We start from the raw sequence: 23414 nt of genomic DNA on the forward strand, positions 1-23414 counted from the left end.
TAACTGACACAAATCATTAAAATACCAACGTTATACATTAAACTTATTTAATACTTCGAAGAATGAAAAAACGTTTTCTGAAAAAGCCAGTCTTAAATTAACGCAGTCTTTTTTTAAAAATCCGCAATAAAACAAAACTTTAAGGCGAGCCCCTATGCGCGCCATGTCGAGTGCGAACACAAAAAAACCCCGCCAAGTATGGCGGGGGAAAGCTAAAGCCCTTTTCAGCGCCGATTTACAGCAACCCGCACTTATCGGACTTAAGGTAGTTTTCGATCAGGGTCAGGCTTTGCGTATGCCACTCCGGACGCCACGGCAGAGTGTGCCACATGTCCTTGATTTCAACATATTGGACATCCTTTCCGGCGGCCTTCATCGCCTTGAAGAACATGCGTGAGTGATCCGTATCGGCCTGACGGTCGCGGTCACCGTGATAGAGCAATATAGGGATATTCGCGTTGCCGACATTTTTCAGGGGATCCATGCCCTTAACCGTGTGCCCCTGAACGTCACGCTGTATGTGGTTGCCGCCCCAGAAACTTCCGAGCCGCTCCAGACTGGAAACCCCGGCACCGGCAATGGCGCAACGATACGGGCTGTTGGGACGCACGCTGGCCGCTATGGCTGCGAAGCCGCCGTAGGAGTAGCCGAAGATCGCCGTTCGCTTGGGATCGGCAACCCCCTTGGTCACCATAAAGGCGGCAGCGTCGTCATTGTCATCTGACATCTTCTGACCCCACTCGCGGTCACCCGCCTTCCACAACTTGTCACCCCACCCTTCAGAGCCCCGGTACTGGGGCTGAATCACTGCGATACCGCGGGTCGCCAGGAATTGCGGCCAGCCCGACCCATCCCAACTCATTTCATCCCGAGCCCACGGGCCGCCATGCGGCAGAACTACCAGCGGCACTGGCCCCTTGGCGGGCGTCCATTCCGGCGGATAGGTGACAATCGCCGGGATATCCAGCCCGTCTCTCGCCTTATAGGTGACAAACTCGCCTTTCCCCAAGGATTTGGGGTCGATCCAGGGCCGCTCGTTACCCATCTTTGTCAGGGCACCGTTCTGATAGATATAGTAGTCGGTCGGATAATCGACGGCATCGACGGCAACTACGGCCTTGTCGTCGCCGCGGTTTACGCGAAAGGTGACGTTCTTGCCTGGAAAGGCCGCCTTGACCTGCTTTTGCACGGCGGCCCATTTTTCATCCAGAAATACCTGGATTTCCGCAGGGCCACCCAGGTAGATCGCAGACACGGAGTCTAGCTTCTTCTCGGCATAGTTCTGCTTCAGGCCGATGGCCATGATATTGTACTTGTCATTGGCAAAGAGCGGCTCTTCAGAGAACGCCTTGGCCGTGATGTCGTAGCTGTAGATCGCGCTTTTGTCGCGACCGCGATTGGTCCGCACAAACAGCTTGTTGGTATCCGTATCGTAACCCAGTATGGCCAGATCGACCCGTTCTTCGAGAACATAGCCCAGTTGCGGGTGATCGACCCACATTCCGGTGGCCGGATTCTTGATCTGGGTGATGAGGTAGAACTTACCCCCTTCCCGCACATCGACCGCCTGCCGGATCAGAGGCTCAGCCGTGGTGAGGTTGACGCCAGCTGCGACAAATTCCCACTTCTCGCTGTCCTTAGCGACAAGGCGAGTAGCCCCTGTTTTGCGGCTCAGCTCGTAGTATTCCCACGCCCCTTCGCCGGGCTTGCGGATAATCACCTTGTCCTCGTCATAGAGGTTGCTGAGCCAGACCGAGGCGGCATCACCGACCGTATTGGCCTCGCTGCGACCGCCTGTCTTGAACGGCTCGATGATGTTCTTACCGTCGATATCGGCCATGTAGGTTTTGACGGTAAAGCTCAGACGGCCATCCCCGCGTGTGATCTCCTGTTCGGCGCGGAACAGAATCTTGTCATTGCCGAAAAAGCCGACACCGGTGATGCGATTGGTTGCTGATGGGATCCACACTGGCGGCTTGGCCAGATCAGATGCATCCCATACCGAAATGACTGGCCACTTCTGATTCGGCGCTGACACGATCGCCGCGACGTGCTTTCCGTCGGGCGAAATGGTAACATTGTTAATCGCCTCGAACTTCGCGAAGGATTCTATAGGTACCGGCGCGGCCATCACAGGCGTAATGGCAGCGGCAACAGCCAGACTTGCCGCAAAGGCGAGTAACGCACCGGTGCGACGGCGGGCGAAGGGAAGGCCAGTCATGGGAAGCTCCGTAACGTCCTTTGGAAAAGTATCTTATGAGCCTTTTTTGGGGCTTTCCGTCAAGCTGCGCAACTCAAAAACGCACGTTATTAGCAACCGTTTTAAAAGTCTTGGCGGTCCAGATGCTTTATCCGCAAGTGATATCTGCAAACTCCTCCTTCTGGATCAAATGAGAGCAAAGATTTTAAGCGACAGTATTCTTTTTGAATGACCGCGTTATTTGAAATGATATCTTCGCACGACTTTCGGGCCAGGTGAGGTCCGCCTAAACTTTGGACTGATGTGGTAGGGTAGTCCCCGTGAGAGCGGACGCAATTATGACGCGTGTACCAGACTGACATACATTTTCGAGCGGAAGAGACTTTGCCGCGTGGCTCGACCTTGTGGCGCGATAGCGTTCGACTTGGGGAAAAATCCTTCTTGGCGGTGTGCGTGCGGATGCTCCCCAGATCCCGATCTGGGCCTGGTCGCGGGTCTAGAAGACAGCCATTTACGCGGCTCTTTATTTTCGGCGCGAGTTAACAGCCCAGTCCCAAGTCGCTCATAAGCTGCGGTTTTGAATTTTGAATACAACTGCCTTTTGCGGTACGTCATTACAATTTCACTTTGCGTGCAGGCCTATTTGCCGTATCAATTGAGTGACGGGCGCAAAGCCGAACACAGGCAGGGGGATTTCATGAAACACACTGTGGCTGCCATTACGGCGCTGGCGTTTTTGGCCGCGGGCGTGTCCGCGCAGGCGCAGATCACCTATCAGCCTGCGCCGGTAACTAAGACGCAGGTCTTTACGCTTGAGGCCCGTGACGGGGTAACCTGCGCCAATGGCACGCTGAATTGGCCTGCGGCCTTCATCTTTCCAGCCGGTTTGATGGCGCAAATACAAGCCATAAAGAACAGTGAGGCCATCACGTTCAATAGTTCGGACCCGGCCTCGCGCAAGGGTTACTCTCTGGCCTTCGACGTGCTGACGAATGGCCGGATGACCAATATCCGTCCGGCGGGCGGGGATTTTGGGGTGACCAGAAACGTATTCCTGCCGGCCTGGGCAGCGGGCTGGAACCTGGGGCCGCAGGCAAAGCCGCTCACCGGCTGTAAGATGACGTGGGACGTAAAGACGGACTTTTCACCGGAGATGGCCAGCGCCCTGACCTATGAGGCCAGGCATTTGCGCAACTATGCCAGCGGTCTAAAGCTGCCTGATCCGCGTACGGAGGATTGCAAAGCCGCCGACCGTCGCATCCGCCTGAAAGCCTATCCGGAGGCCAGCCGTCTGAGCCGCACGCCGGGCCGTCCGCAATGGCTGGTCGCGGGATATGATATTCTGGCTAATGGCAAGGTCAAAACCGGCCCCCGTCTGCGTGCTTCGGGCGAGACGACGAATCTTGACGCGATTGAAAAGGCCCTTGGCCAGCGCGCCTTCTATCCCGGTGAGGCGGTGGCACAGTGCCTGACCAGCTTCGCTATTCCCGCCGCCGATCTGCCTGTGGAACCGGGCATAGGCGAGCTTATGACACTCAACAACACAAAGTCCGGATCGGACGGCGACTCTGACGAGCAAAAGACCTGTCCGGCGGAGGCGCGCAGCAAAGCGATGACCTTTACTTACCGTCCGGAATATTATCCAGCTCAGGCGGCACGTCTCGGGATCGAAGGCGTTGCCATGTTGAGTTTCGACGTTGCGCCGTGGGGGCAGGTGCGGCTGAAATCAAGCTGGAGCCACCCTCTGCCGGAATTTGGGCAGGCGGCTTCGCGTATGCTCACGCAATCGACCTTCAGGGCGTCTGAGCGTGGACTGAGTGGGTGCCGTCTGCTGGTGCGTTTTGTCCGCGAAAAGGACGGTTCGGCTGAAAACGAAGTGCCCGGCGGTTTGGAAGACTCAGCGTCCTAGAGCGGATTTCGTTCAGGTTGAATCGAAATCCCGCTCTAATGCTTTGTTTTGTCGCGCATTTGATTCCGAAAACCGTTGCACACTTTTCGGAATGCGCTCTAAAACGCCGGGCCATCTCTGAGCACAAAACGCTCTGAGCTGTGTTCGGCAGCGTAGGTCTGGGCCTTGGCTGCCAGTGTTGCATCCTCCGTCGCGGCGGCGGCCTTGAGCAGCATCTGATAGACCATTTCCGGTTCGGGCGAGATTTCCTTCCACGCCCACGGCTTGCCGTCGCCCGCGAAAGCCGCGTGGAAATCGACGGCGGTGCGCAGGGATTGCCCTTGCGGTCCCTTGTGCGCCCATAGATCGACCCCGACGCAGCGCGACAGGGCAGCGATATCGAGCATGGCCGACAGGTTGGTGTAGCTGTAGTGCTGAGAGCGCGTGCGTTCCAGCTCCTTCGGCTGGCGGCCGTCGGCGGCGATCTGCGCGTCGATGCGCTTCGTGAAGCCTTCTGCCACCTGCCGCGCGAGGTCGGCGCGCCCGGCAAACAGGGCAAAGGTGATCAGCTCATGATCATAATGGACGGCGTGGTTATTCAGCGCCGCGGCTTCTTCCTTGCCCAGTGGATCGGTGACGAACCAGTCGGCCATGTCCGAAAACCACTGTTGCAGGCCCGCCGTGTCCTTGGCCGTCAAAGCCCCTGACGGGGCCAGAAGCCCGACGCCTTCGACCACCCCGATCAGATTTTCCATGTCGATCAGGCCTTCGGCCCGGCCCCTGGTACGGCCGGGTACGCCCTGACCGAAGTTGACATTGGGGTTCATGCGGGTGGCGGGATCGAGGAACCACACGCGCAGGATCAGAGCCGCGCGTTCGGCATAGGCGCGCTTGCCGGTGAAATAGTAGGCGAGCGACAGCGCCTCCACCGCATCGGCCATGCGGGTGATGGCTGTGCGGTCGAAGGCGTCGGTGGCGCGCTCCGGATTGACCTGCCCGTCGCGTCGGACATAGGGTTCGCCGCCCGGCACGGCCGGATCGGGCCACCAGTAGGGCCCCAGACTCATATAGTCGTGTTTGTCCCCTGACGGCGGTGTGCGCGTCTTGTTCGTCACGCTCCACGGCCCGGCGGTCAGGGCCTTGTCAGCGTCTTTAATGACCTTGGCCACAGCGGGGGCCTTCGGGTCCTTGGTCCGGAAGCTCTCAAGCCGCGCCGGCGACCAGCCGAAGGTGCGCCGGCCGTCAAAGGTCGCGCTGTAACCTTTGGTGCCTTCGCATACCGGCGCGGCCGCGACCGCAGAGGCCCCAAGCGACAGGATCAGGCTTAGCGCGATGAGATTACGCATCCGTCTTCGCCTTCAAAATCTTCTCTTCGGGGACCTTTTCGAGCCGGGGCGTCAGGGTGTGGATGACGAGGATGGCGATCAGATAGGCTGAGCCCGCGACGATAAAGATCGGCTGGTACGATTTGAACAGCTCAAGGATATAGCCGTTATAGGTGGTCATCAGCATACCGCCGATGGCCCCGGCCATGCCGCCGATGCCGATGACCGAGGCCACGGCCTGCTTGGGGAAGAGGTCCGACGGCAGGGTCATCAGATTGGCCGACCACGCCTGGTGCGAGGCGGCGGCGAGGCCAATAATGGCGACGGCGGCCCACAGATTATCGACAAACTGCGCGGCGATGATGGGGGTAACGAGCAGCGCGCACATCAGCATGGTCGATTTGCGCGCCGCATTGGGGGTGCGCCCGGCCTTCAGTTGCTTGGACGACGCCCAGCCGCCGAAGATCGACCCGAAATCGGCCAGCAGATAGATGGCGATCAGCGGCGGTCCAAAGGTCTTCAGATCAAGGCCGTGCCGCTTGTGCAGGAAGTCCGGCAGCCAGAACAGATAGAGCCACCAGATGGGGTCGGTTAGGAACTTACCCAGCGCATAGGCCCAGGTCTGGCGGAAGGTCAGCAGCTTGAACCACGAGATCTTGGCCGTAGGCGCGGCGGCCTCAGTAGCGCTCGTGTCGTCGGACTGGATGTGCGCCAGCTCGGCTGCGGAGACGCGCGGATGCTCCTGCGGGCGACGGTACATGACCACCCACGCCACCAGCCACAGGGCTGTTACGATGCCGATGGAGATGAAGGCGGCGCGCCAGCCAAAGGCCAGCGTAATGGCCGGGACGAGCAGGGGCGTGATGATCGGCCCCATGGCCGTGCCGGCGTTGAAGATGCCGACGGCCTGCGCGCGCTCCTTCTGCGGGAACCATTCCGATACGGCTTTCAGCGAGGCGGGGAAGGCCCCGGCTTCCCCAAAGCCCAGAACCGAGCGGGCAATGGCGAACTGCGTCACCGTGTGGATCAGGCCGTGACCGATCGAGGCGATGGTCCAGATGGTAAAGGCCACGGCATAGCCGATGCGCACACCGACGGCGTCGATAACGCGCCCGAAGGTGAGGAAGCCCACCGCATAGAAGCACTGAAACCAGAACACGATGTTGGCATAGTCGGTTTCGCTCCACTGAAGCTCGCCCTGAAGGGTGGGCTTCAAAATGCCGATCATCTGGCGGTCGATATAGTTGATGCCGATGGCGATGAACAACAGCGCGCAGATCACCCAGCGATAGCGGGTGACCGGGCCCGTCGCGGCCGGTGAGGCGGAGGCGGTCATGCAGAACTCCCTGTGCAGCCGTAAAAGGGCTGGAGTTTCATTTATGGAGATAATTGTTTCTTATATAGAAACAAATCTGGCCGGGTTTCAACCCGCTTTTTTGCGATACACGTTTATGAGAGTGGCCAAAACCTGTTGCTATAACGCTTTGTAACCGCGCACCCCGCGTTGCGCAGGGCTTTATTCATGGCCTGACCCGTTTGAAGGTCTGTTCATCAAGCATACGCGTTCGGGCGAAGGGATCAATGCGTTTTTGAGGGCGCACCAACCGGCGGTGTCCAAGGTAGAGATTATTCGTCACGATATATGGACTGCGCCATCATAAAATGATACGCGTTATTTGTAAGATAAAAATCGGGTGCAGGGCCCGAAACCGTAGTCCCAGAGACCCTATTCCCAGAGACCTTTCCGTGTACGAGCGAACCTTTTACGCCACCCATCCTGATGAACTGATGGGGGCTTCGGCGGATGATCTGCGCGAACGCTATCTTATTGATGGCCTGTTTGTCGCCGATGACATCCGCTTGAACTATGTCCATCAGGAGCGGCTGGTGATCGGTGGCGTCGTGCCGGTTAGCGGTTCTGTCGCGCTGCCGGTCATGTCCGAACCGGCGTCTCTGGCTGGTCAGGCCTTTCTGTCGAACCGCGAAATGGCGGCGGTAAATATCGGTCCGGGTGTGGGGACGGTCTGCGTCAACGGCGTGGATTATACGCTGGCTGTGCACGACGCCCTCTATCTGCCCAGAGGGATAGACAGCGTCGTTTTTTGTTCCCTGACGCCGCAAAGCCCGGCCCGCTTTTATCTGGCCTCCACGCCGGCGCATAAGGCCTTTGAGGTCAGGCATTTGTCGATAGCGGATGCCCATCCGCTGCATCGCGGGGCGCTGGAAACCGCCAATGCCCGCACGATTTATCAGCTTGTCGTGCCGGGTGTGTGCGAATCGGCGCAGCTTCTGGTCGGACTGACCCTCCTTCAGCCGGGCAGCGTGTGGAACACCATGCCGCCGCACACTCATGACCGGCGTTCCGAGGTCTATTTCTATTTTGACCTGGGCGCAGACGATGCGGTGTTTCACTTTATGGGTCGCCCGGATCAGATGCGACATATGGTGGTGCGCAATGAACAGGCCGTCATCTGCCCGCCCTGGTCCGTACATACGGGTGCGGGCACGTCGCGCTATGCCTTTATCTGGTCGATGGGCGGCGAAAACCTCGACTATAACGATATGGTTCCACTCGATATCTGCCAGTTGTCCTGAGACGATGGAAAAGAGGAAGCTCACGCCCATGACCCATCCCGCAGCGTCTGAAATTAAAACTACAGAGAGAACGCCCATGAAAACGTTTCTGTTTGCCACCGTCGCACTTGCGGCCTGTGTAACGGTGGGTCTGCCCTTAAACGCTGTCTCGGCGACGCCTCAAGCCGCACAAAAGGCAACGACCCAGACGGAGGCAGCCATTCCCTACCGTCCGGCGGAGGTCATGGCGCTGGCCGACAAGGTGGCGGCATACCAACTGGCTAATCTGGCGGGCGGGGCCATTCCGGCCAATGCCTCAGCCGATACGCCGCACAAGACCGGCTGGGTGCAAGGCGCCCTGTTTGTCGGCCTGACCGAGATGGCCAAACACTCCGGCAATCCGATCTATAAACAAACCATCCTCGCCCGTGGTCAGGCCAATAAGTGGCAACTGGGCCCCACGCCCTACCACGCCGATGATCATGTGATCGGTCAGTCCTATCTGTGGGCCTCGCAAAATGGAGCGGGTCCGGAGGCCATTGCGCCTTTGAAACAGCGGTTTGATACGATCCTGGCCTTCCCACCCGAGGTGGGCCTGAAGCACCGGGAATATTCCGATCCGCGCGGCGTCGATTGCGATGAGCGCTGGTGCTGGGTCGATGCGCTGTTCATGGCCCCGCCGGCGTGGTTCGAGCTGTCGCGTGTCACCGGCGATCCGAAGTATGCGGATTACGCCAAGAAGGAGTTTCTGGCGACGACCGACTATCTTTATGATCCGCAGGAGCGCCTGTATTTCCGTGATTCGCGCTTTTTTGATCGCCGCGGACCCAATGGGGAAAAGGTGTTCTGGAGCCGGGGCGATGGCTGGGCCTTTGCCGGGCTGGCGCGCATGATCCCGCTTCTGCCCAAGGGCGACCCCGTGCGGGGACGCATGGAGAGCATCTTCAAGGAAATGGCGGGCAAGCTGAAAACGATTCAGAAGCCGGATGGCTACTGGTCGCCGTCGCTGTTGTCCGACCCCACCAAGTCGCTGCCGGAATCGAGCGGTACGGCCTTCTTCACCTATGGGTTTGCCTGGGGCATCAAGGCGGGTCTGCTGGACGCGCGTGAGTATGAGCCCACCCTGCGCAAGGGCTGGACGGCGCTTGTGCGCGCCGTGCATCCGGATGGCAAGTTTGGCTGGGTGCAACCGGTTTCCGACCGTCCGGAAAACGTCTCCTATGACGACACGCAGTTCTATGGTGTCGGGGCGTTTTTGCTGGCGGCCACGGCGGTGGCTGATCTTGATCTGAAGCCGGGTAAGGATTTGACGGTGCAAAGCGCGCCGGTTCCGGTGCAGGCGGTGTTGAACGTTCAGGACGGCGGCACGCTGATCAACAATGTGCTGAGCGGCGGTGTCTTCCATCTGCGCAAGGATTACACCGTGCCGGAGTCGCATTTCATCCACGATGGCCTGCTGGCCTTCGAGGGGATCGGCTGGGAGTCGGACCTTGCGGCCTATCGCATGTATCTTGATGAGCGTCTGGCCATCGACATCTTCGGCAAGAAGACGCCGGGCCCCATCCTGCACACGATCGGGCAGGGCGTTGACAACTATCATGCCATGGCGCCGTGGGGCATGGACATCTTCAAGGTCGGTGACACGGTCGGGATCGGCGGTGTCGGGGTGCTGCGCAACAACCGCGCGACCCAACTGGGCAAGTCGGCCATCACGGCGAAGATCATCGAAAACGGTCCGGCGGCAGCGGTCATCGAAGTGGGCAATACGGGCTTTGACGGGGCCGCGTCGCGTCTGACGACGCGGCTGGAGATCCGCAAAGGTTCGGCCCTGACCCATGTCAGCGCCAGAGGCGAAGGGGGCCAGTCCCCGCTGCTGACGGGCTTTGTCAAACATCCGGGCGTCACGCTTGTGCGGGGGGAGGCCGATGCGTCGGGCTGGGCCTATATCGCCTCGTGGGGTGTGCAGTCTCTGGCCAATGACGCGCTGGGCCTCGTAGTGTTTTACCGGCCGGAGGCCATTGATGGTGGCGTTCGCGATGACGGCAACTCCGTCTTTGTCACCTTCCGCGATGCGCAGAACGTCCGCTACGCCTTTGGCACGGCGTGGAGTCAGGATCAGCAAGGCGTCAAGAGCCTTGACGCCTTCCGGACGTGGCTGGATGCGCGTCGCGCGGAACTGAAGAAATAAAAAAGCCAACAGGGAGGCGATACCATGCAAAGACGGGATTTTCTGACTGCGGCTGTGGCGGGCACGGCGGCGCTGGGGGCCGGGGCCGCGTCGGCGGCCAAGCCCAAGGCCGCTGCGCCTGAGACGGATCGGGCCTATATGGCCGGGTTGTTGCAAAAGATAGCCGAACCGGTGCTGTCGAACATGGCTAAGGGCCAGTTGAAAGCCCGGTTTCAACTTGAGGTCAGCCCCACCTGGGACGGGCGTAATCGCGATGTCGCCTATATGGAAGCCTTCGCGCGCCTGATCGCCGGGGTGGCACCGTGGCTGACCCTGCCGGAGGATGACACGGCCGAAGGCCGCGTTCGCCGCGCGCTGACGCAACAGGCCTTACAGGCCTATGTCCATTCCGTTGATCCGCAGAGCCCTGACTATCTGCTGTGGCGTGGTCACGGTCAGGCGCTGGTCGATTCCGCCTATTTCACCAATGCCCTGATGCGCGCGCCCAAGTCGCTCTGGGAGCCGCTCGATGCGACGACCAAATCGCGGATCGTGACCGAGATCAAGCAGCTTCGCCGCGTGTCGCCGCCCTATACCAACTGGTTGCTATTTGCCGCCATGAACGAGGTCTTCCTGCTGATGATCGGCGAAGACTGGGACCCGATGCGCGTCGATCTGACGATCAAGAAGATGGAAGAATGGTACGCGGGCGATGGCTGGGTCGCGGACGGCACGCGGCTGCACTTTGATTACTACAATTCCTACGTCATCTATCCTATGCTGGTTGAAATCCTTGAGGTGCTGGTGCGGTTGAAGCCCAGCTTCAACAACCTCAAGCCTGAGGTCGAACTGCCCAAGTGGCAGAAGCGTATGCAGCGCTACGGCGAGCATCTGGAGCGCTTCGTGTCGCCGACCGGCACCTATCCGCCCATTGGCCGCTCATTGACCTATCGCACGGCGGCATTTCAGCCTCTGGCGCTTCTGGCCCTGCGTAAGGCCCTGCCGGCGAAACTTTCGGAAGGTCAGGTGCGCGGGGCCCTGACCGCTGTGCACCGCGCGGTGTTCAGCGCGCCGTCGAACTTTACGTCTGAGGGGTATCTGACCATCGGTTTTGTCGGACATCATCCCGAACTGGGCGACTGGTATTCGAACAACGGCAGTATGTACATCACCTCCGAGAGCTTTCTAGCGCTCGGCTTGCCGGCCAATGACAGCTTCTGGACCGCGCCCGCCGAGGACTGGACCCAGAAGAAGGCCTTTGCCGGTCAGGGCTTCCCGAAAGATTACCCGGTCGATTACTGAGTCGGTGAGGATAGAAGGCGGCCTTTTCCACGCGGTATGTCCTTACGGCGGCGCAATATATGTCGTTCCGATATATGAATGTCGCGTCCCATATGATGCAACGACGCCACAGGGCGATCTTAAAATGTGAGATATGCGCCTTTCGTCATACAATATCGTCCCGATATATATTGCAGCGTCTCATTTTGTGTTATGACTACGTTCAGAGCGTGGAAGCGCTATAGCGGAATGATTTCTAATGGAATCATTCCGCTTAAGCCGCCATTGAAGCGGCGGCCAAGGTGGCGAAGCCACCGCCCGGCGAGGGGCTAAACAAAAATCCAGATCATTATGTTTCCACCAGAAATCATAATGATCTAGTGAACGGGGTAGAAAATATGAAATCGACTTCAAGGTGGGAACCGGCTTCCGGCTAAAGGACCGCCACACCTCAATGATCACAACAACAAGCGACTTTGTCGCAACGCGTCGTGCCAGACGCGAAGGATTTGTGCGGCCGCGCGCCGACACGGGGAGCATCGCCATGACTAAACAGTCTCTTTTACTGACGACCATCCTGACTATGGGGTTCGGCGTCACATCAGCCGTCTGGGCTCAGGAAGCGCCGTCATCGGCCACAGCCTCTAACGAGGTCACCGAGGTCATCGTTACCGGGTTTCGCTCATCGCTGCAAAAATCACTGAACCTCAAGAAGCAAGCCATTGTGACGCGCGACTCGATCGTCGCAGAAGATATCGGCAAGTTTCCGGAAGCCAATGTGGCCGAAGCGCTGCAACGGATACCGGGTGTCTATCTGCAACGCGACGGGGCGTCCAACGAAGGCCAGCGCATTTCGATCCGCGGTCTGGGTTCCGAATATGCCGTGACGACGATTAATGGCGCGCCGGTGCGCACCACCTCCTCATCGAGCGCCGGCGGTTCCTCCCGCTCTTTCAACTACGATGTGTTCGCCTCGGAACTGTTTGGCCGCGTGGATTTTTACAAGACACCGCTGGCCGAACTGGAAGAGGGGGGGATTGGCGGCGTGGTCGATCTGCAAACGCCGCGTCCCTTCGACAATGGCGGGCGCCGCAATCTGCGCTATTCGGCTATTGCGTCGTACAACACCGCCTCGCAGCACCTCGATCCCAATGTGTTTGGCCTCTATTCACAAACCTGGGGCGACTGGGGCTTTCTGTTGGGTGTGGCGCATTCTAACAGCGTCAATATGAAGTCGGGGTTCGAGGCCACGGGCGGCTATAACTCCAACTATCGGGCGAATAACCCGTTCAACTATGGCGGCACGCTGGGTTCGATGAACGGGCCTTTCACCTTTGGTCTGGACTGGGATGACCCGCGCGCGGCGGCCATGCTTCCCAACCGCACAGTCATCGACAATGGCTATTTGCCGCGCTTTTACCGCTACTACGGCGCGCAGAATGACCGCTCGCGTACCGGCTTCGTGTCTTCGGTGCAGTACAAGCGCGACAAACTGGACCTCAGCCTCGACTTCCTCTTTTCCCACCTGACGGACGAGCGCGACGAGTTCACCTTCGGCCTGCCTATCCGCAATACCCGCACCACCAATATGCCCGCGCGTCCGGGAACGAGCGGGCATAACGGACTGGTGCCGATCAATGTGACGCTCGATAAGGGCAGCAACCTGCTCGAAGGCACGTTTGGCAACACCTCCTATCTGGGGGAAAGCTATTTCTATGATTCCGAAACCAAGTTCGGCTATGTCTCGCTGAATGGCAAATACGATGTCAGCGACACCCTGAAGCTGACCGGTCAGATTGGCACGTCGCGCAGCGGTGCCCGTTACGACAACAAACGCATCGTCTCCAATATTTATGGCGTGACCACCACCATCACCTATGGCGGCGACCATGTGTATCCGGGGCTGAGTGCGCCGGGCACCGACTTTACCAACCCCGCCAATTTTGAGGACTTCTCCACCGCGCTCGACTGGAACCGCGAAGTGGACAAGGAACTGAACGGGCGTCTGATTGCGGATTGGGATTACAAGCTGCCGGCCGGCTGGACGGGTCACCTGAAGGGGGGGCTGGTATATACGCGCACCACCAAGCAGAAAACCAAGCGCAATGGCACGGCGCTGGCGACGGCGCGTCTCAATGCGGTGGGTGCGGCCGGTTTGCGCGCGGCCATGCTGCGCTCGGTGCCGCTCGACAATCTCGTCATCGGTGACAATTATCCGAACGCCTGGGCGACCTTCTCGCGCGGCTACACGGTGGGAATACTCAACCCCATCGGCGCGGCTCTGGACTCGCCGATTGATCTCTCGACCAGCTTCACGGCTGAAGAGGCGATCACCTCCGCCTTCCTGCAATCCGATTTCGAAGGACAGGTCTTTGAGCGCACGCTGCGCGTCAATGCCGGTGTGCGCTATTCCCAGACGGATACCACGATCGACAATTACAAGAAGACGGGTGCCAATAATACCTACCTGCCCAATCAGGAAACCAGCAGCTATGACAACACCACGCCCTCGGTCAGCTTCGCCTATGATCTGAGCGACAAGCTGATCTGGCGCGGCTCGTGGGGCAAGACCATCACCCGCGCCTCGCTCTCCCTGATCGCCGCGCAAACGGTCATCCCCAATATCTACAATACCTACGCCACCTCGGGGAATCCGGGCCTTAAGCCGCAGATTTCGACCAACTGGGATACGGGTCTGGAATGGTATTTTGGTCGCGGCAGCCTCGTCAGCGCGGGCTTCTTCAAAAAGAAGCTGGTGGACACCACGGTTTCGCAGACGACTCAGGTGACGTTTGGCAGTCTGGGCCTGCCCGACACATCGCTGGCCAATATCTATTACGACGCCAATGGCAAGGTGGACCCCAATCTGCTGATTACGCTGGCGACCTATTACAATGCGGGCACCATCGAGCTGGATGGCTATGAACTGGCCTACCAGCAAAGCTTCAACTTCCTGCCCGCCCCGTGGGACGGGTTGGGGGCGCTGGCCAGCTACACCCACGTCAATTCCAGCGGCTATGACTACCGCACGACGGATGGCCGCACGCTGAACGTCAACACCATCCCTGAGTATTCCTACAGCCTCACCGGCTATTACGAGCAGGGTCCGCTGGGGATCCGCCTGACCTACAATTACAAGGACCGTAACATCATTGAAACCGGTCCGAATGGATCGGACCTCCAACGCTGGCACGCCGGTGCCGGCTATCTTGACGGTAATATCAGCTACAAGATCAGCGAAAATCTCGAAGTGCGGCTTGATGTTCTCAACCTGTCTGACACACTTGGCTATGACTATTTCGAAGACGTGTCGGGCCGCTTCGGCGATGGCAAGGATACGCGGCTGGACTATGCCAAGTATGATGGCCGTACGGTGAAGCTCGGTATACGCGGCAAGTTTTAAGGAGAGGGGCAGGGCCCGGCGTCTTCTACGGCGGGCTCTGCCTTTTGTGTGTGCTTTTGTCCCGTTGCGTCACGCCTGAGTGAGACTCTCATGATTGTTTTTGCGCTCCTGAGTTCGTCAGCAGTTGTGCCTGACCTGCCCCTGTCCCGGTCTATGGATCTGGCCAGGGCTGCCCTAGGGGCCTGCGAGTCCCGCGGGGCGGCGGTGAGCGCAGCGGTTGTCGATGCGCAGGGCGTTCCCGTTGTCATCCTGCGCGCCGACGGTTCACCAAAGGCCCCCGTGGCGGCCCCGCGCAAGGCGGCGACGGCGGTAAAATACGCCGCCTCCGGAGCCGAGCTGGAACAGCGCGAAAAAACCGACAGCGATTTTGCGGCCTTTATCGCCGCCCATGCGGACCAGTATAATGCGCATGGCGGTTCCCTGCCGCTGTACAAGGGCGGTCGGCTGGTCGGCGGTCTGGCCGTTGCCGATACCGATCATGGGCTGGCCGACACCTGCGCGCGGGCCGCCGTGGCCGCGGTGCCCCTTGAGTAGGCGGGGGTATTATGTCACCATTCCCAATGCGGTTGCGTTTACGCCGCAGACCTGCCGTTTTACCCTGCGGCCTGAGCGGGACGTGAAAATAATGGGGGCGTGTGCGGATTTGACGGCGGAAATATTTACCCCGCCCGTTGGACATCACAGGAGCCACCGCTATGCGCGGGGCTGACCCGGAAATCGTCTCCTGGGTGAGTTCCGAGATTCTCCCCTATGAGGCCGAGCTGCGGACCAAGGTCCGACGCTTCTGCCGCAGTGCGGAGGATCTGGACGACCTTATTCAGGACGTCTATTTTCGTTTGCTGAAACTGACGTCAACCGACCATATCCATGACCCGCGCGGCTATCTGTTCCAGACCGCGCGCAACCTCATTATCGACCAGGTCCGCCGCGACCAGATTGTAAAGATTGGCGCGATGCCCAATATGGACGAACTGATCGCCGACACGCAGCCCGGACCCGAGCGGGTGACCGCCCTGCGGTCTGAATTGCGCTGGGCGCTGGGGGTTATCGCCAGCCTGCCGGGTCGCTGTCAGGACGTATTCCGTCTGCGAAAAGTGCAGGGCCTGTCGCAGGCCGAAACGGCGGCGCGTCTGGGCCTGTCGGAGAACATCGTCGAAAAGGAAACCATGAAGGGGATGCGGATGATTTCCGCTCTGGTGGCGCAGGGACCTGACGCTCGCCCCGGACTGTCAGCAAGCGCCAGCGGGCAACCGTCTGACCCTGAGACCGCCGACCATGTCCCGTATTGACGAACAGGCCCTCGACTGGGTGGTGCGACAGGCGTCGGGTCCGCTGAACGACGAGCTTCAGCAGGCGTTTAACGACTGGTACGACCGGGGTCCGCGCGAACAGGGGGCGTATTTGCGCGCACAGGCCCTGTGGCAGCGACTGGATCAGGCCGCGACGGACACCGACCTCACGCCACCGATGGTCTTACCGGTCGCAGCGAAACGAAGCGGCTGGCGTCCCGATCGGCGTCTGGTCATGGGCGGGGCGATCGCCGCCTGTGCGGCGGCGGCCTTTGTCGGATTGCGGGCATTCCAGACACCGGTGGCAACGCTTGTTCTTGAGACCGGTCTGGGCGAAATCAGCAACCATCCGCTCGAAGACCGCTCGCTGGTCAGTCTGAACAGCGACAGCCGCATAGAGGTGAGGATGACGCCAGAGCGGCGTCAGGTGACGCTGGTGAAGGGGGAGGCGCTGTTTCAGGTCGCCAAAAACCCTCAACGCCCGTTTGTCGTCACTGCCGGTTCCGTCTCCGTGCGTGCGGTCGGCACAGCCTTCAGCGTCCGCTTGCGCGGCGAGGGGGCGGAGGTGCTCGTCACCGAGGGGGTGGTGGAAGTCACCGAGAACGGCACGTCCACAAGGCTGAGGGCGGGCGAGGCGGGGCACATCGCTCAGAACGCCGTGTCCGTGCGCTCAGACCCGTCTGAGGTGTCGCGCAAGCTGGCGTGGCGCGACGGCCGTATCGTTCTGGCCAATCAGTCGCTGGCCGAGGCGGCAGAGGAATTCAATCGCTATAACCGCACCAAGATCTATATTGCCGACCCGGCCCTGTCGTCGCGCAAGCTGGTGGGTCAGTATGGGCTCAGCCAACCGGAAAAGTTTGCTGAAAACGTGCATGAGTTGATGGGGGTGCCCGTCAGCGTATCGGCGGACCGCATCGATATTGGCCGCCGTCCGGATTAGACACCTCTCCCGGATTGTGGAAAAACGACCGGTGCTCTATCGTTGCGGCCATAATAACAAACGACGGGTGAGGGCACCGCAGGATGGTCCCCTTTTGCAAATCGGGAGTGTCGGCCAGTCTTCTGTGGCTGGGCGTCAGCGTGTCCGCGGTGCAGGCCCAGGTTCAGGCTCAGGAAAAGCCTTTTGATATACCGGCGGGGCCGGCGCCTGAGTCCGTCATGCGCTTTGCCCGGCAGTCTGGCTGGCAAATTCTGGCCAATAGCAGCGACCTTGACGGGATCGAAACCCCCGCTGTGCGCGGCAAAATGGCCCCCGAAACGGCGCTGGCGCGCCTGTTGGCCGGGACGCCGCTCACCCTGCGGCGCAAGGGCAGCGAGACGGCTCTGATCGTGCGGCAGGCGATTTCAGCGCCCGTGCCGGAGCCCGTTGTCGAGACGCCCCCTGCCCTGATCGTGGTCACCGGCTTCCGGCGCAGCTATGCCGACGCCGTGCAGATCAAGCGCACGGCGGTGGGTGTTTCGGATGCCATCTCGTCGGACGGTCTGGGGCGGTTTCCCGATCTCAATATTGGTGAGGCGGCGCAGAGGATCACCGGCGTGCAGATCAATCGCGAGGCCGATGCGCGATCGGCAACGATCAATCTGCGGGGGCTGCCCGGCACCTATGCCCGCATCACCATTAACGGGCAGGCCTTTGCCGATCCTGTGCTGGACAGTTCGACCCCGCTGGGGGCCTTTCATTCCGACATTTTTACGTCGATCAGGGTCGTAAAAACCCTGGGGCCGGGCGATGCCTCCGGCGGCCTGAGCGGAAATATGGATCTGGAGATTCAGCCCGCACTCAGCCGCAAGCCCGGCGGACAGGCCCGGGTATCGTGGGAATATAACGATCTCGGCAAAAGCCTGACACCGGCGTTCAGTCTTGGCTATAATGCCCGCCTGAGCGAGGCTTTGGGGCTTTACGCCACTCTGGCCTATAAGCGCGAACGCTTCCGGCGCGATTCCATCGTCTTTCAGTACACGCCCTTAAGCGAAAACACCGCCGATTTTGCCGGTCTTTACGCAGACTACTACGCGCCCTATGCCGCCGATGGCACCTGTCGCTCAGGACACGTGTGCAGTCAGGTCGGCACGGGCCGTCTCGGGCAATCCGGCGTGCTGTTTCCGTCGGATATCCGGCAGGTCACGCGCTACAACAGCGGCCGGCTGTTTTCGACGGCGCTGGGGGCGCAATACCGGCGCGGTCGCCTGACCTTCGGGATCAGCGGTTTTTTTACGCAGCGCCGCCTTGACGAAAATCATCTGGAGCTGGTCGAAATCGACCTGCGGCCCAAGGGCGGTCAGGTCGTGCCTCAGGTGGGCGTCGCGCGGTTGCCCGGTGGCACGGCCTATGTCGATCAGTTCAGCTTCGCCACGCCGCAGGTCAATCTTTCCTCGCGCTCTGAACCGGCCCGGCAACAGGCGTGGAGCGTGGACAGCCGTGTGGCATGGGCTTCGCAACGCACGACCCTGACGGGGACGCTGGTCACCTCACGCGGCCGCAATGTCTATGAGCAGACGCAGATCGACTGGCGCACCGCGGCGCGGCCTGACAACGGGTTGCGCGGCACGCTTCAGTCGGGTGGCCCCGATATCGCCGATTACCGCCTGTCGCTAAACAGTGCGGCGATCGTCGTAACGCCGGGTCCGTGGCAATGGCTTGGCCCCGCCAATGCCTCCTTTCACCAGAACGCGCAGGGTGATCAGATCGTGGTGTCGGGCAGCTCCGGCTACGCTGATAACCGTCTCGATGCCGTGCAGTTCGATGCGCGGCAGCGGATCGGTGTTGCCGGGCTGGAAGCCCTCAGCGGCGGCGTGCGCTTTGAACGCACGGTGTTTGCCTCCGAAGGCTACCGCACAAGCGCCAAGGGCATTCGTGTGGACGCGATTGACGACAGCCTGCTGGGCGACAGCGGCATCAGCGACTTCTTCGGTGGCGTGGCCCCCGGCCATCTCACCGGCTTTCGTCAGGTGGACTTTGCCCACACGGCCGCGCGACTGCGGCCACTGCAAGTGTCACCCGCAGATCAGCTCAATCCCACCGGCTGGATCAACGATCCCTACAACACCTACTACGCCTCGAACAATTTCACCGTCGCCACCGAGACGCGGGCGGTCTTTATTCAGGGTGAGTTCCAGAGCCGCGTATCTGCCCTGCCGCTGACCCTGTTGTGGGGCACGCGCCATGAGGCAACGCAGCAGGTCATCATGACGCTCAATCGTCAGGAGCGCCGAACCGGTGAGGTGGGCTATCAGCCCGCCACCTTTACCCAGACTCACAGCCAGTGGCTGCCCTCCGTACAGGTTCGCGCCGGGTTGCGCGACGATCTGGTGCTGCGTCTTGCGGCCTATAAGACGTTTTCGCGGCCGCAGCCCCGAAATCTCAGCCCGGCCACCAGTGTTTCGGCGACGTCCAATGGCTATGCGATCGTCTATGGCGGCTATGACCTCAGACCCTATACGTCCGACGCGCAGGACCTGTCGCTGGAATGGTATAACAGGCCCGGCAGTCTGGTCTCGCTGGCCCTGTTTCGCAAACGGATCACCAATCTGATCGCGCCGGAATGGCGGCTGGAGCGCCTGTGTCCGGCGGATGCCACCGCCTTTGGTCTGGGGCATCTGCGCATTGAAGGGGGGCAATGCCTGAGTGATCAGTTCGTGAACGGACAGCCCGCCGTCATAACCGCCAGCGGCAATTTCAATCAGGACAGCCCGCTCACCGTCGATGGTCTTGAACTGAGCGTGCAGCAAACCTTCGACTTCCTGCCGGGCGCGTGGCGGTATTTGGGGGGTGTGGCCAATCTGGCCTATACGCGCGTGGCCGGTCGCGTCGCCGATGGCACTCGTTCGGTGCTGCCCGGCGTTTCCGAACGGACCTACAATCTGATCGGCTATTATGAAACGCCGCGATTTGGGGTGCGCGTCGTCTATAATTATCGCGACGAATATACCCTTGCCGGGGTCAACACCTTTTTCGGCTCGTCCAGCCGTGTCAAGTCGCGCGGGCAGGTCGATGCCTCGGCCTCCTATCGCCTGAAGTCTGGTTTTACCGTTTCACTTGATGCCTTTAATCTGAGCGATGCGCGGCGGTCACAGTTTCAGAGCGATCCGCGCCTGCCGCGCGTCAATGATTATGACGGGCGCACCCTCAGCCTGAATGTGCGCGCGCCGTTTTAAACCTTTTTGGTCAGGCCTTTTTACTTTCTGTCATTTTTGTCAAAAATTTTTGGCGGAATTTTTAGAGCCACTCGTTGGGACAGTCAGAAAGGGGACCCGTGCCTCTTTTTCAGACAATTTATAACCCAGACGAGGAAATACTCATGAAAAAGGTCAGCCCCCGGGCGGGCGCGGCGCTGTGCGCCTCGGTCAGCCTGTTCGCCCTGGTGACAGCCCCGGCATTTGCGCAGGAGGCAACATCCCCGACGGCCTCTGCCCCCAAGGATCAGACGGAAACGGTCGTGGTCACGGGCTTTCGCAAGAGCTATGCCGACGCGCTGCGTATGAAGCGCTCGGCGGTCGGGGTTTCGGACAGTATTTCGTCAGACGGTCTGGGCCGTTTCCCGGATCTCAACGTCGGTGAAGCCCTGCAACGTATCCCCGGCATTCAGGTCAATCGCGAAGAGGATTCGCGCAATGCCTCGATCAACCTGCGTGGCCTGCCAGGCAGCTATGCCAAGATTACGCTGAACGGGATGAATTTTGCCTCGCCGGTGCTGGGCGGGGCCGCGCCTCTGGGGGCGTTCAACTCGGATATTTTCAGCGCCATCTCGGTTATCAAGTCGGTGTCGGCGGCGGACCAGTCGGGCGGCATCAGCGGCAATATCGACCTTCAGATCCAACCGGCGCTCAGCCGTAAGGACGGCGCCTTTGCCAAGGTGAGCACCGAATACAACACGCTCGGCGACTATGTGACGCCGTCGGTCACGCTGGGGGGCACGCAGCATTTCCTCAATGACCGCCTCGCTGTGTTCGGCACCATCGCCTATCGCAAGGAAAACTTCCGCCGCGACTCTCTCCATTTCCCGCAATATACGACGCTTTCGGCGACCACGACGCCGGGCTTTGCCAGCCGTTTCGCCGACTACTACGCGCCGTTTGAAGCCAACGGATCGTGCGCGGCCGGTAATGTCTGTGCCGCAGGCGGCACGGGCGCCAAGTCGAAAACCGGCGTCCTTCTGCCCTCGGATATCCGTCAGGGTGTCAAATACAACGAAGGTGAGCTTCTCACCGGCGTCATCGGCGGCGAATACAAGGTCAATGACAATCTGCGCGTCAACGGCACCTATTTCTACAGCAACCGCGACATGCCGCTGACCGGCACCGACATTCTCGATATCGACTTCCGGGACGCCAATACCATTATCGACCCGACCATCACGCCGTATCAGCAGGCAGACGGACGTTACTATGTTGATCAGTACAAGTTTACCAATCCGCGCGTTTACGCCTCCTATCGCAAGGAATCGTTCAAGCAGATGACCAACGGGGTGCATCTGTCGGCGGAGTTCCGCAACAAGACGTGGCGCATCAACGGGGCCTTCGGCTATTCGGAGGCGGAAAACTTTGCGTACCAAAGCCAGCTGGACGTGCGCAACCCGGCCAAGCCGCTGGGGACGTCAGGGGTGGGTAACGGCCTGACAGGCAGCCTGTTCAGCGGCGGCGCCGACATCGAAGCCTTCCGCCTGGCCTTCAACCAGACCACCCCTCTGGTCACCGATACGTCCGGTCCGTGGGCCAGCCCCAATACGCCGCCTTCCGGTCCGGAACTGGTCAACGGCAATCTGAACCGCTTCATTGTGGCCGGCAGCGATTCCGCCGCCAAGAACTCGGTCCGCACGGTTCAGGCCGATATCGAGCGCTTTGTGGAGTCGTCCTGGCTGTCCAGCGTGCAGTTCGGTTTGCGTTCGGAAGCCAGCGAATACTCATCGACCGGCTACCGCGCCAGCGCCGTCGGCGTGCAGAGCCAGAATATCGACAGCCGCTTTGTGGTCCGCAGCGCCTTTGCCGATGACTTTTTCGGCGGCAAGGCCGATGGCTATCTGAAGAACTGGCAGACGGTCGATTTCGACTATGCCGTGTCGCGCCTGCAACCGGTGACCCTGCTGCCGGGTCAGCGCCTGACCAATGGTGGCTGGGTCAATGACCCGGCGGATGGCAATTTCACGGGCAATAACTTCACCAAGTCGGATGATGTCAATGTGGCCTATCTGATGGGTAAGGTCGATACCGAGGTGCTCGGCATCCGCCTGCGCGGCCATGTGGGCGTGCGTCAGGAGAACACCAAGCAGAAGATCACCTCGCTGGATCGGACCGGCAGCGGCCTGACGGCGACCTTCAAGCTGAACGAGCGGGAAACGGAATATAGCAATACGCTGCCGTCCCTGCTTCTGGCCGCTGATGTCGCTGAAAACTTTGTGGTGCGCCTGGGCGCTTACAAAACCTTTGTGCGCCCCAATCCCCGTGACATTTCCCCCATTTCAACGACGGTCACGCCGACGGTCGATGGTTATAATATCGCCCTTGGGCGCGTGGAGATCGAACCCTATACCTCCAACTCCTACGACGTGTCCTTTGAATGGTATAATCGCCGCAATGGTCTGATCGGGCTCGCCCTCTACAAGAAGGAGATTAAGGGTCAGATTCAGGCCGAAACCCGCGATGCCTTCCTCTGCCCGGCGGATGGCTATGGTCTGGGGCTGGGCACGTGGTCGGTGAATGGCGACCTCTGCTACAGCTCGCTGAACACCCCGGCGGGTACGCGGGCGCAGATCAATGTCGATGGAGCGATCAACTCACCGACGCCGCTGGAAGTGACCGGGGCCGAACTGACCATTCAGCAAAACCTCGACTTCCTGCCGGCCCCGTTTGACAAGCTGGGCGGCGCGTTCAACTATTCCTACGCCGACGTCAATGGCAAGACGGTCAATGGCGCTTCGGCCGTCCTGCCGGGTGTGTCGCGAAACGCCGCCAACCTGATCGTTTTCTATGAGACGGATCAGTTTGGTGTGCGCGCCGTCTATAACTACCGCGATGTCTATGATCTGGCGGCCGGCGGCACCTTTGCCGGTGCGGCCCGCTCGGTCAAGGCGCGCGGACAGTTTGACCTGTCGGCCTCCTATAACCTCAGCAGCCGTATCACCGTCGGTCTGGATGCTTTCAACCTGACCGACGAAAAACGCACAGAGTTTGAGGGCGATGAGCGTAAGGTGCGTCGCGTCGATTATGACGGGCGGACCTTCCAGGTCAGCGTACGGGCTACTTTTTAACCCAAGTGACGGGGCCGTCTCAGGGCGGCCCCGTTCCTGATAC

14 protein-coding genes are annotated in these 23414 nt (G+C 60.2%); 11 read left to right on the forward strand and 3 right to left on the reverse strand.

The window, feature by feature from the left end; all coding sequences use genetic code 11:
* Window positions 1–235: 235 nt before the first annotated feature.
* On the reverse strand, window positions 236–2221 hold the full coding sequence (locus ACK8OE_RS14675; protein ID WP_013480998.1) for an alpha/beta hydrolase family protein: 1986 nt from the start codon (window positions 2219–2221) through the stop codon (window positions 236–238).
* On the opposite strand from ACK8OE_RS14675, the gene ACK8OE_RS14680 reads away from it, so the two are divergent.
* Entirely contained in the window at window positions 2220–2432 is a 213-nt protein-coding gene (locus ACK8OE_RS14680) for a hypothetical protein (RefSeq protein ID WP_410273133.1), read from the forward strand. The genes ACK8OE_RS14675 and ACK8OE_RS14680 overlap by 2 nt on opposite strands.
* 465 nt (window positions 2433–2897) lie before the next feature.
* Window positions 2898–4109: an energy transducer TonB gene (locus tag ACK8OE_RS14685; protein ID WP_410273134.1), complete on the forward strand. Its 1212-nt coding sequence runs from the start codon at window positions 2898–2900 to the stop codon at window positions 4107–4109.
* 98 nt (window positions 4110–4207) lie between these two features.
* Here ACK8OE_RS14685 and ACK8OE_RS14690 read toward each other — a convergent pair whose 3' ends face one another.
* Window positions 4208–5434, reverse strand: a complete 1227-nt coding sequence (locus tag ACK8OE_RS14690; RefSeq protein WP_410273135.1) for an alginate lyase family protein — start codon at window positions 5432–5434, stop codon at window positions 4208–4210.
* Window positions 5427–6749, reverse strand: coding sequence for an MFS transporter (locus ACK8OE_RS14695; RefSeq protein WP_410273136.1), 1323 nt, complete (start codon window positions 6747–6749; stop codon window positions 5427–5429). The genes ACK8OE_RS14690 and ACK8OE_RS14695 overlap by 8 nt, the downstream gene beginning before the upstream one ends.
* Window positions 6750–7159: 410 nt before the next feature.
* Here ACK8OE_RS14695 and kduI point away from each other — a divergent pair, with 410 nt between their 5' ends.
* The 9 genes from kduI to ACK8OE_RS14740 all read left to right on the forward strand — a co-directional run bounded on the left by kduI (window position 7160) and on the right by ACK8OE_RS14740 (window position 23371).
* Window positions 7160–8008: a 5-dehydro-4-deoxy-D-glucuronate isomerase gene (gene kduI / locus ACK8OE_RS14700; protein WP_410273137.1), complete on the forward strand. Its 849-nt coding sequence runs from the start codon at window positions 7160–7162 to the stop codon at window positions 8006–8008.
* Window positions 8009–8084: 76 nt separating this feature from the next.
* A complete protein-coding gene (locus tag ACK8OE_RS14705; RefSeq protein WP_410273138.1) occupies window positions 8085–10175 on the forward strand; it encodes a glycoside hydrolase family 88 protein in 2091 nt (696 codons plus the stop codon).
* A gap of 24 nt (window positions 10176–10199) precedes the next feature.
* Window positions 10200–11456 carry a DUF2264 domain-containing protein gene (locus ACK8OE_RS14710; protein WP_410273139.1) on the forward strand — a complete coding sequence of 419 codons (1257 nt, stop codon included), beginning with the start codon at window positions 10200–10202 and terminating at the stop codon, window positions 11454–11456.
* A 523-nt stretch (window positions 11457–11979) separates the two neighbouring features.
* Window positions 11980–14838, forward strand: a complete 2859-nt coding sequence (locus ACK8OE_RS14715) for a TonB-dependent receptor (protein ID WP_410273140.1) — start codon at window positions 11980–11982, stop codon at window positions 14836–14838.
* A 90-nt stretch (window positions 14839–14928) separates the two neighbouring features.
* Window positions 14929–15372 carry a heme-binding protein gene (locus ACK8OE_RS14720; RefSeq protein ID WP_410273141.1) on the forward strand — a complete coding sequence of 148 codons (444 nt, stop codon included), beginning with the start codon at window positions 14929–14931 and terminating at the stop codon, window positions 15370–15372.
* A 161-nt stretch (window positions 15373–15533) separates the two neighbouring features.
* A complete protein-coding gene (locus ACK8OE_RS14725; protein WP_410273142.1) occupies window positions 15534–16127 on the forward strand; it encodes an RNA polymerase sigma factor in 594 nt (197 codons plus the stop codon).
* Window positions 16114–17067 carry a FecR family protein gene (locus ACK8OE_RS14730; protein WP_410273143.1) on the forward strand — a complete coding sequence of 318 codons (954 nt, stop codon included), beginning with the start codon at window positions 16114–16116 and terminating at the stop codon, window positions 17065–17067. Before ACK8OE_RS14725 ends, ACK8OE_RS14730 begins: the two co-directional genes overlap by 14 nt.
* A gap of 83 nt (window positions 17068–17150) precedes the next feature.
* Complete coding sequence (locus ACK8OE_RS14735; protein ID WP_410273144.1) at window positions 17151–20282, forward strand: TonB-dependent receptor; 3132 nt, start codon at window positions 17151–17153, stop codon at window positions 20280–20282.
* A gap of 143 nt (window positions 20283–20425) precedes the next feature.
* The gene (locus ACK8OE_RS14740; protein WP_410273145.1) at window positions 20426–23371 is read left to right on the forward strand and encodes a TonB-dependent receptor; all 2946 of its coding nucleotides are present in this window, start codon (window positions 20426–20428) and stop codon (window positions 23369–23371) included.
* The last annotated feature ends 43 nt before the right edge of the window (window positions 23372–23414 follow it).

The organism is Asticcacaulis sp. W401b, from assembly GCF_046503825.1.
GTDB lineage: Bacteria > Pseudomonadota > Alphaproteobacteria > Caulobacterales > Caulobacteraceae > Asticcacaulis.

Coding starts and splice junctions, on each gene's coding strand:
- ACK8OE_RS14710 (WP_410273139.1), top strand. CDS start 10,200: ATGCAAAGACGGGATTTTCTGACTGCGGCTGTGGCGGGCACGGCGGCG.
- ACK8OE_RS14690 (WP_410273135.1), bottom strand. CDS start 5,434: ATGCGTAATCTCATCGCGCTAAGCCTGATCCTGTCGCTTGGGGCCTCT.
- ACK8OE_RS14705 (WP_410273138.1), top strand. CDS start 8,085: ATGAAAACGTTTCTGTTTGCCACCGTCGCACTTGCGGCCTGTGTAACG.
- ACK8OE_RS14730 (WP_410273143.1), top strand. CDS start 16,114: ATGTCCCGTATTGACGAACAGGCCCTCGACTGGGTGGTGCGACAGGCG.
- ACK8OE_RS14735 (WP_410273144.1), top strand. CDS start 17,151: ATGGTCCCCTTTTGCAAATCGGGAGTGTCGGCCAGTCTTCTGTGGCTG.
- ACK8OE_RS14740 (WP_410273145.1), top strand. CDS start 20,426: ATGAAAAAGGTCAGCCCCCGGGCGGGCGCGGCGCTGTGCGCCTCGGTC.
- ACK8OE_RS14685 (WP_410273134.1), top strand. CDS start 2,898: ATGAAACACACTGTGGCTGCCATTACGGCGCTGGCGTTTTTGGCCGCG.
- ACK8OE_RS14680 (WP_410273133.1), top strand. CDS start 2,220: ATGGGAAGCTCCGTAACGTCCTTTGGAAAAGTATCTTATGAGCCTTTT.
- ACK8OE_RS14675 (WP_013480998.1), bottom strand. CDS start 2,221: ATGACTGGCCTTCCCTTCGCCCGCCGTCGCACCGGTGCGTTACTCGCC.
- ACK8OE_RS14715 (WP_410273140.1), top strand. CDS start 11,980: ATGACTAAACAGTCTCTTTTACTGACGACCATCCTGACTATGGGGTTC.
- ACK8OE_RS14720 (WP_410273141.1), top strand. CDS start 14,929: ATGATTGTTTTTGCGCTCCTGAGTTCGTCAGCAGTTGTGCCTGACCTG.
- ACK8OE_RS14695 (WP_410273136.1), bottom strand. CDS start 6,749: ATGACCGCCTCCGCCTCACCGGCCGCGACGGGCCCGGTCACCCGCTAT.
- ACK8OE_RS14725 (WP_410273142.1), top strand. CDS start 15,534: ATGCGCGGGGCTGACCCGGAAATCGTCTCCTGGGTGAGTTCCGAGATT.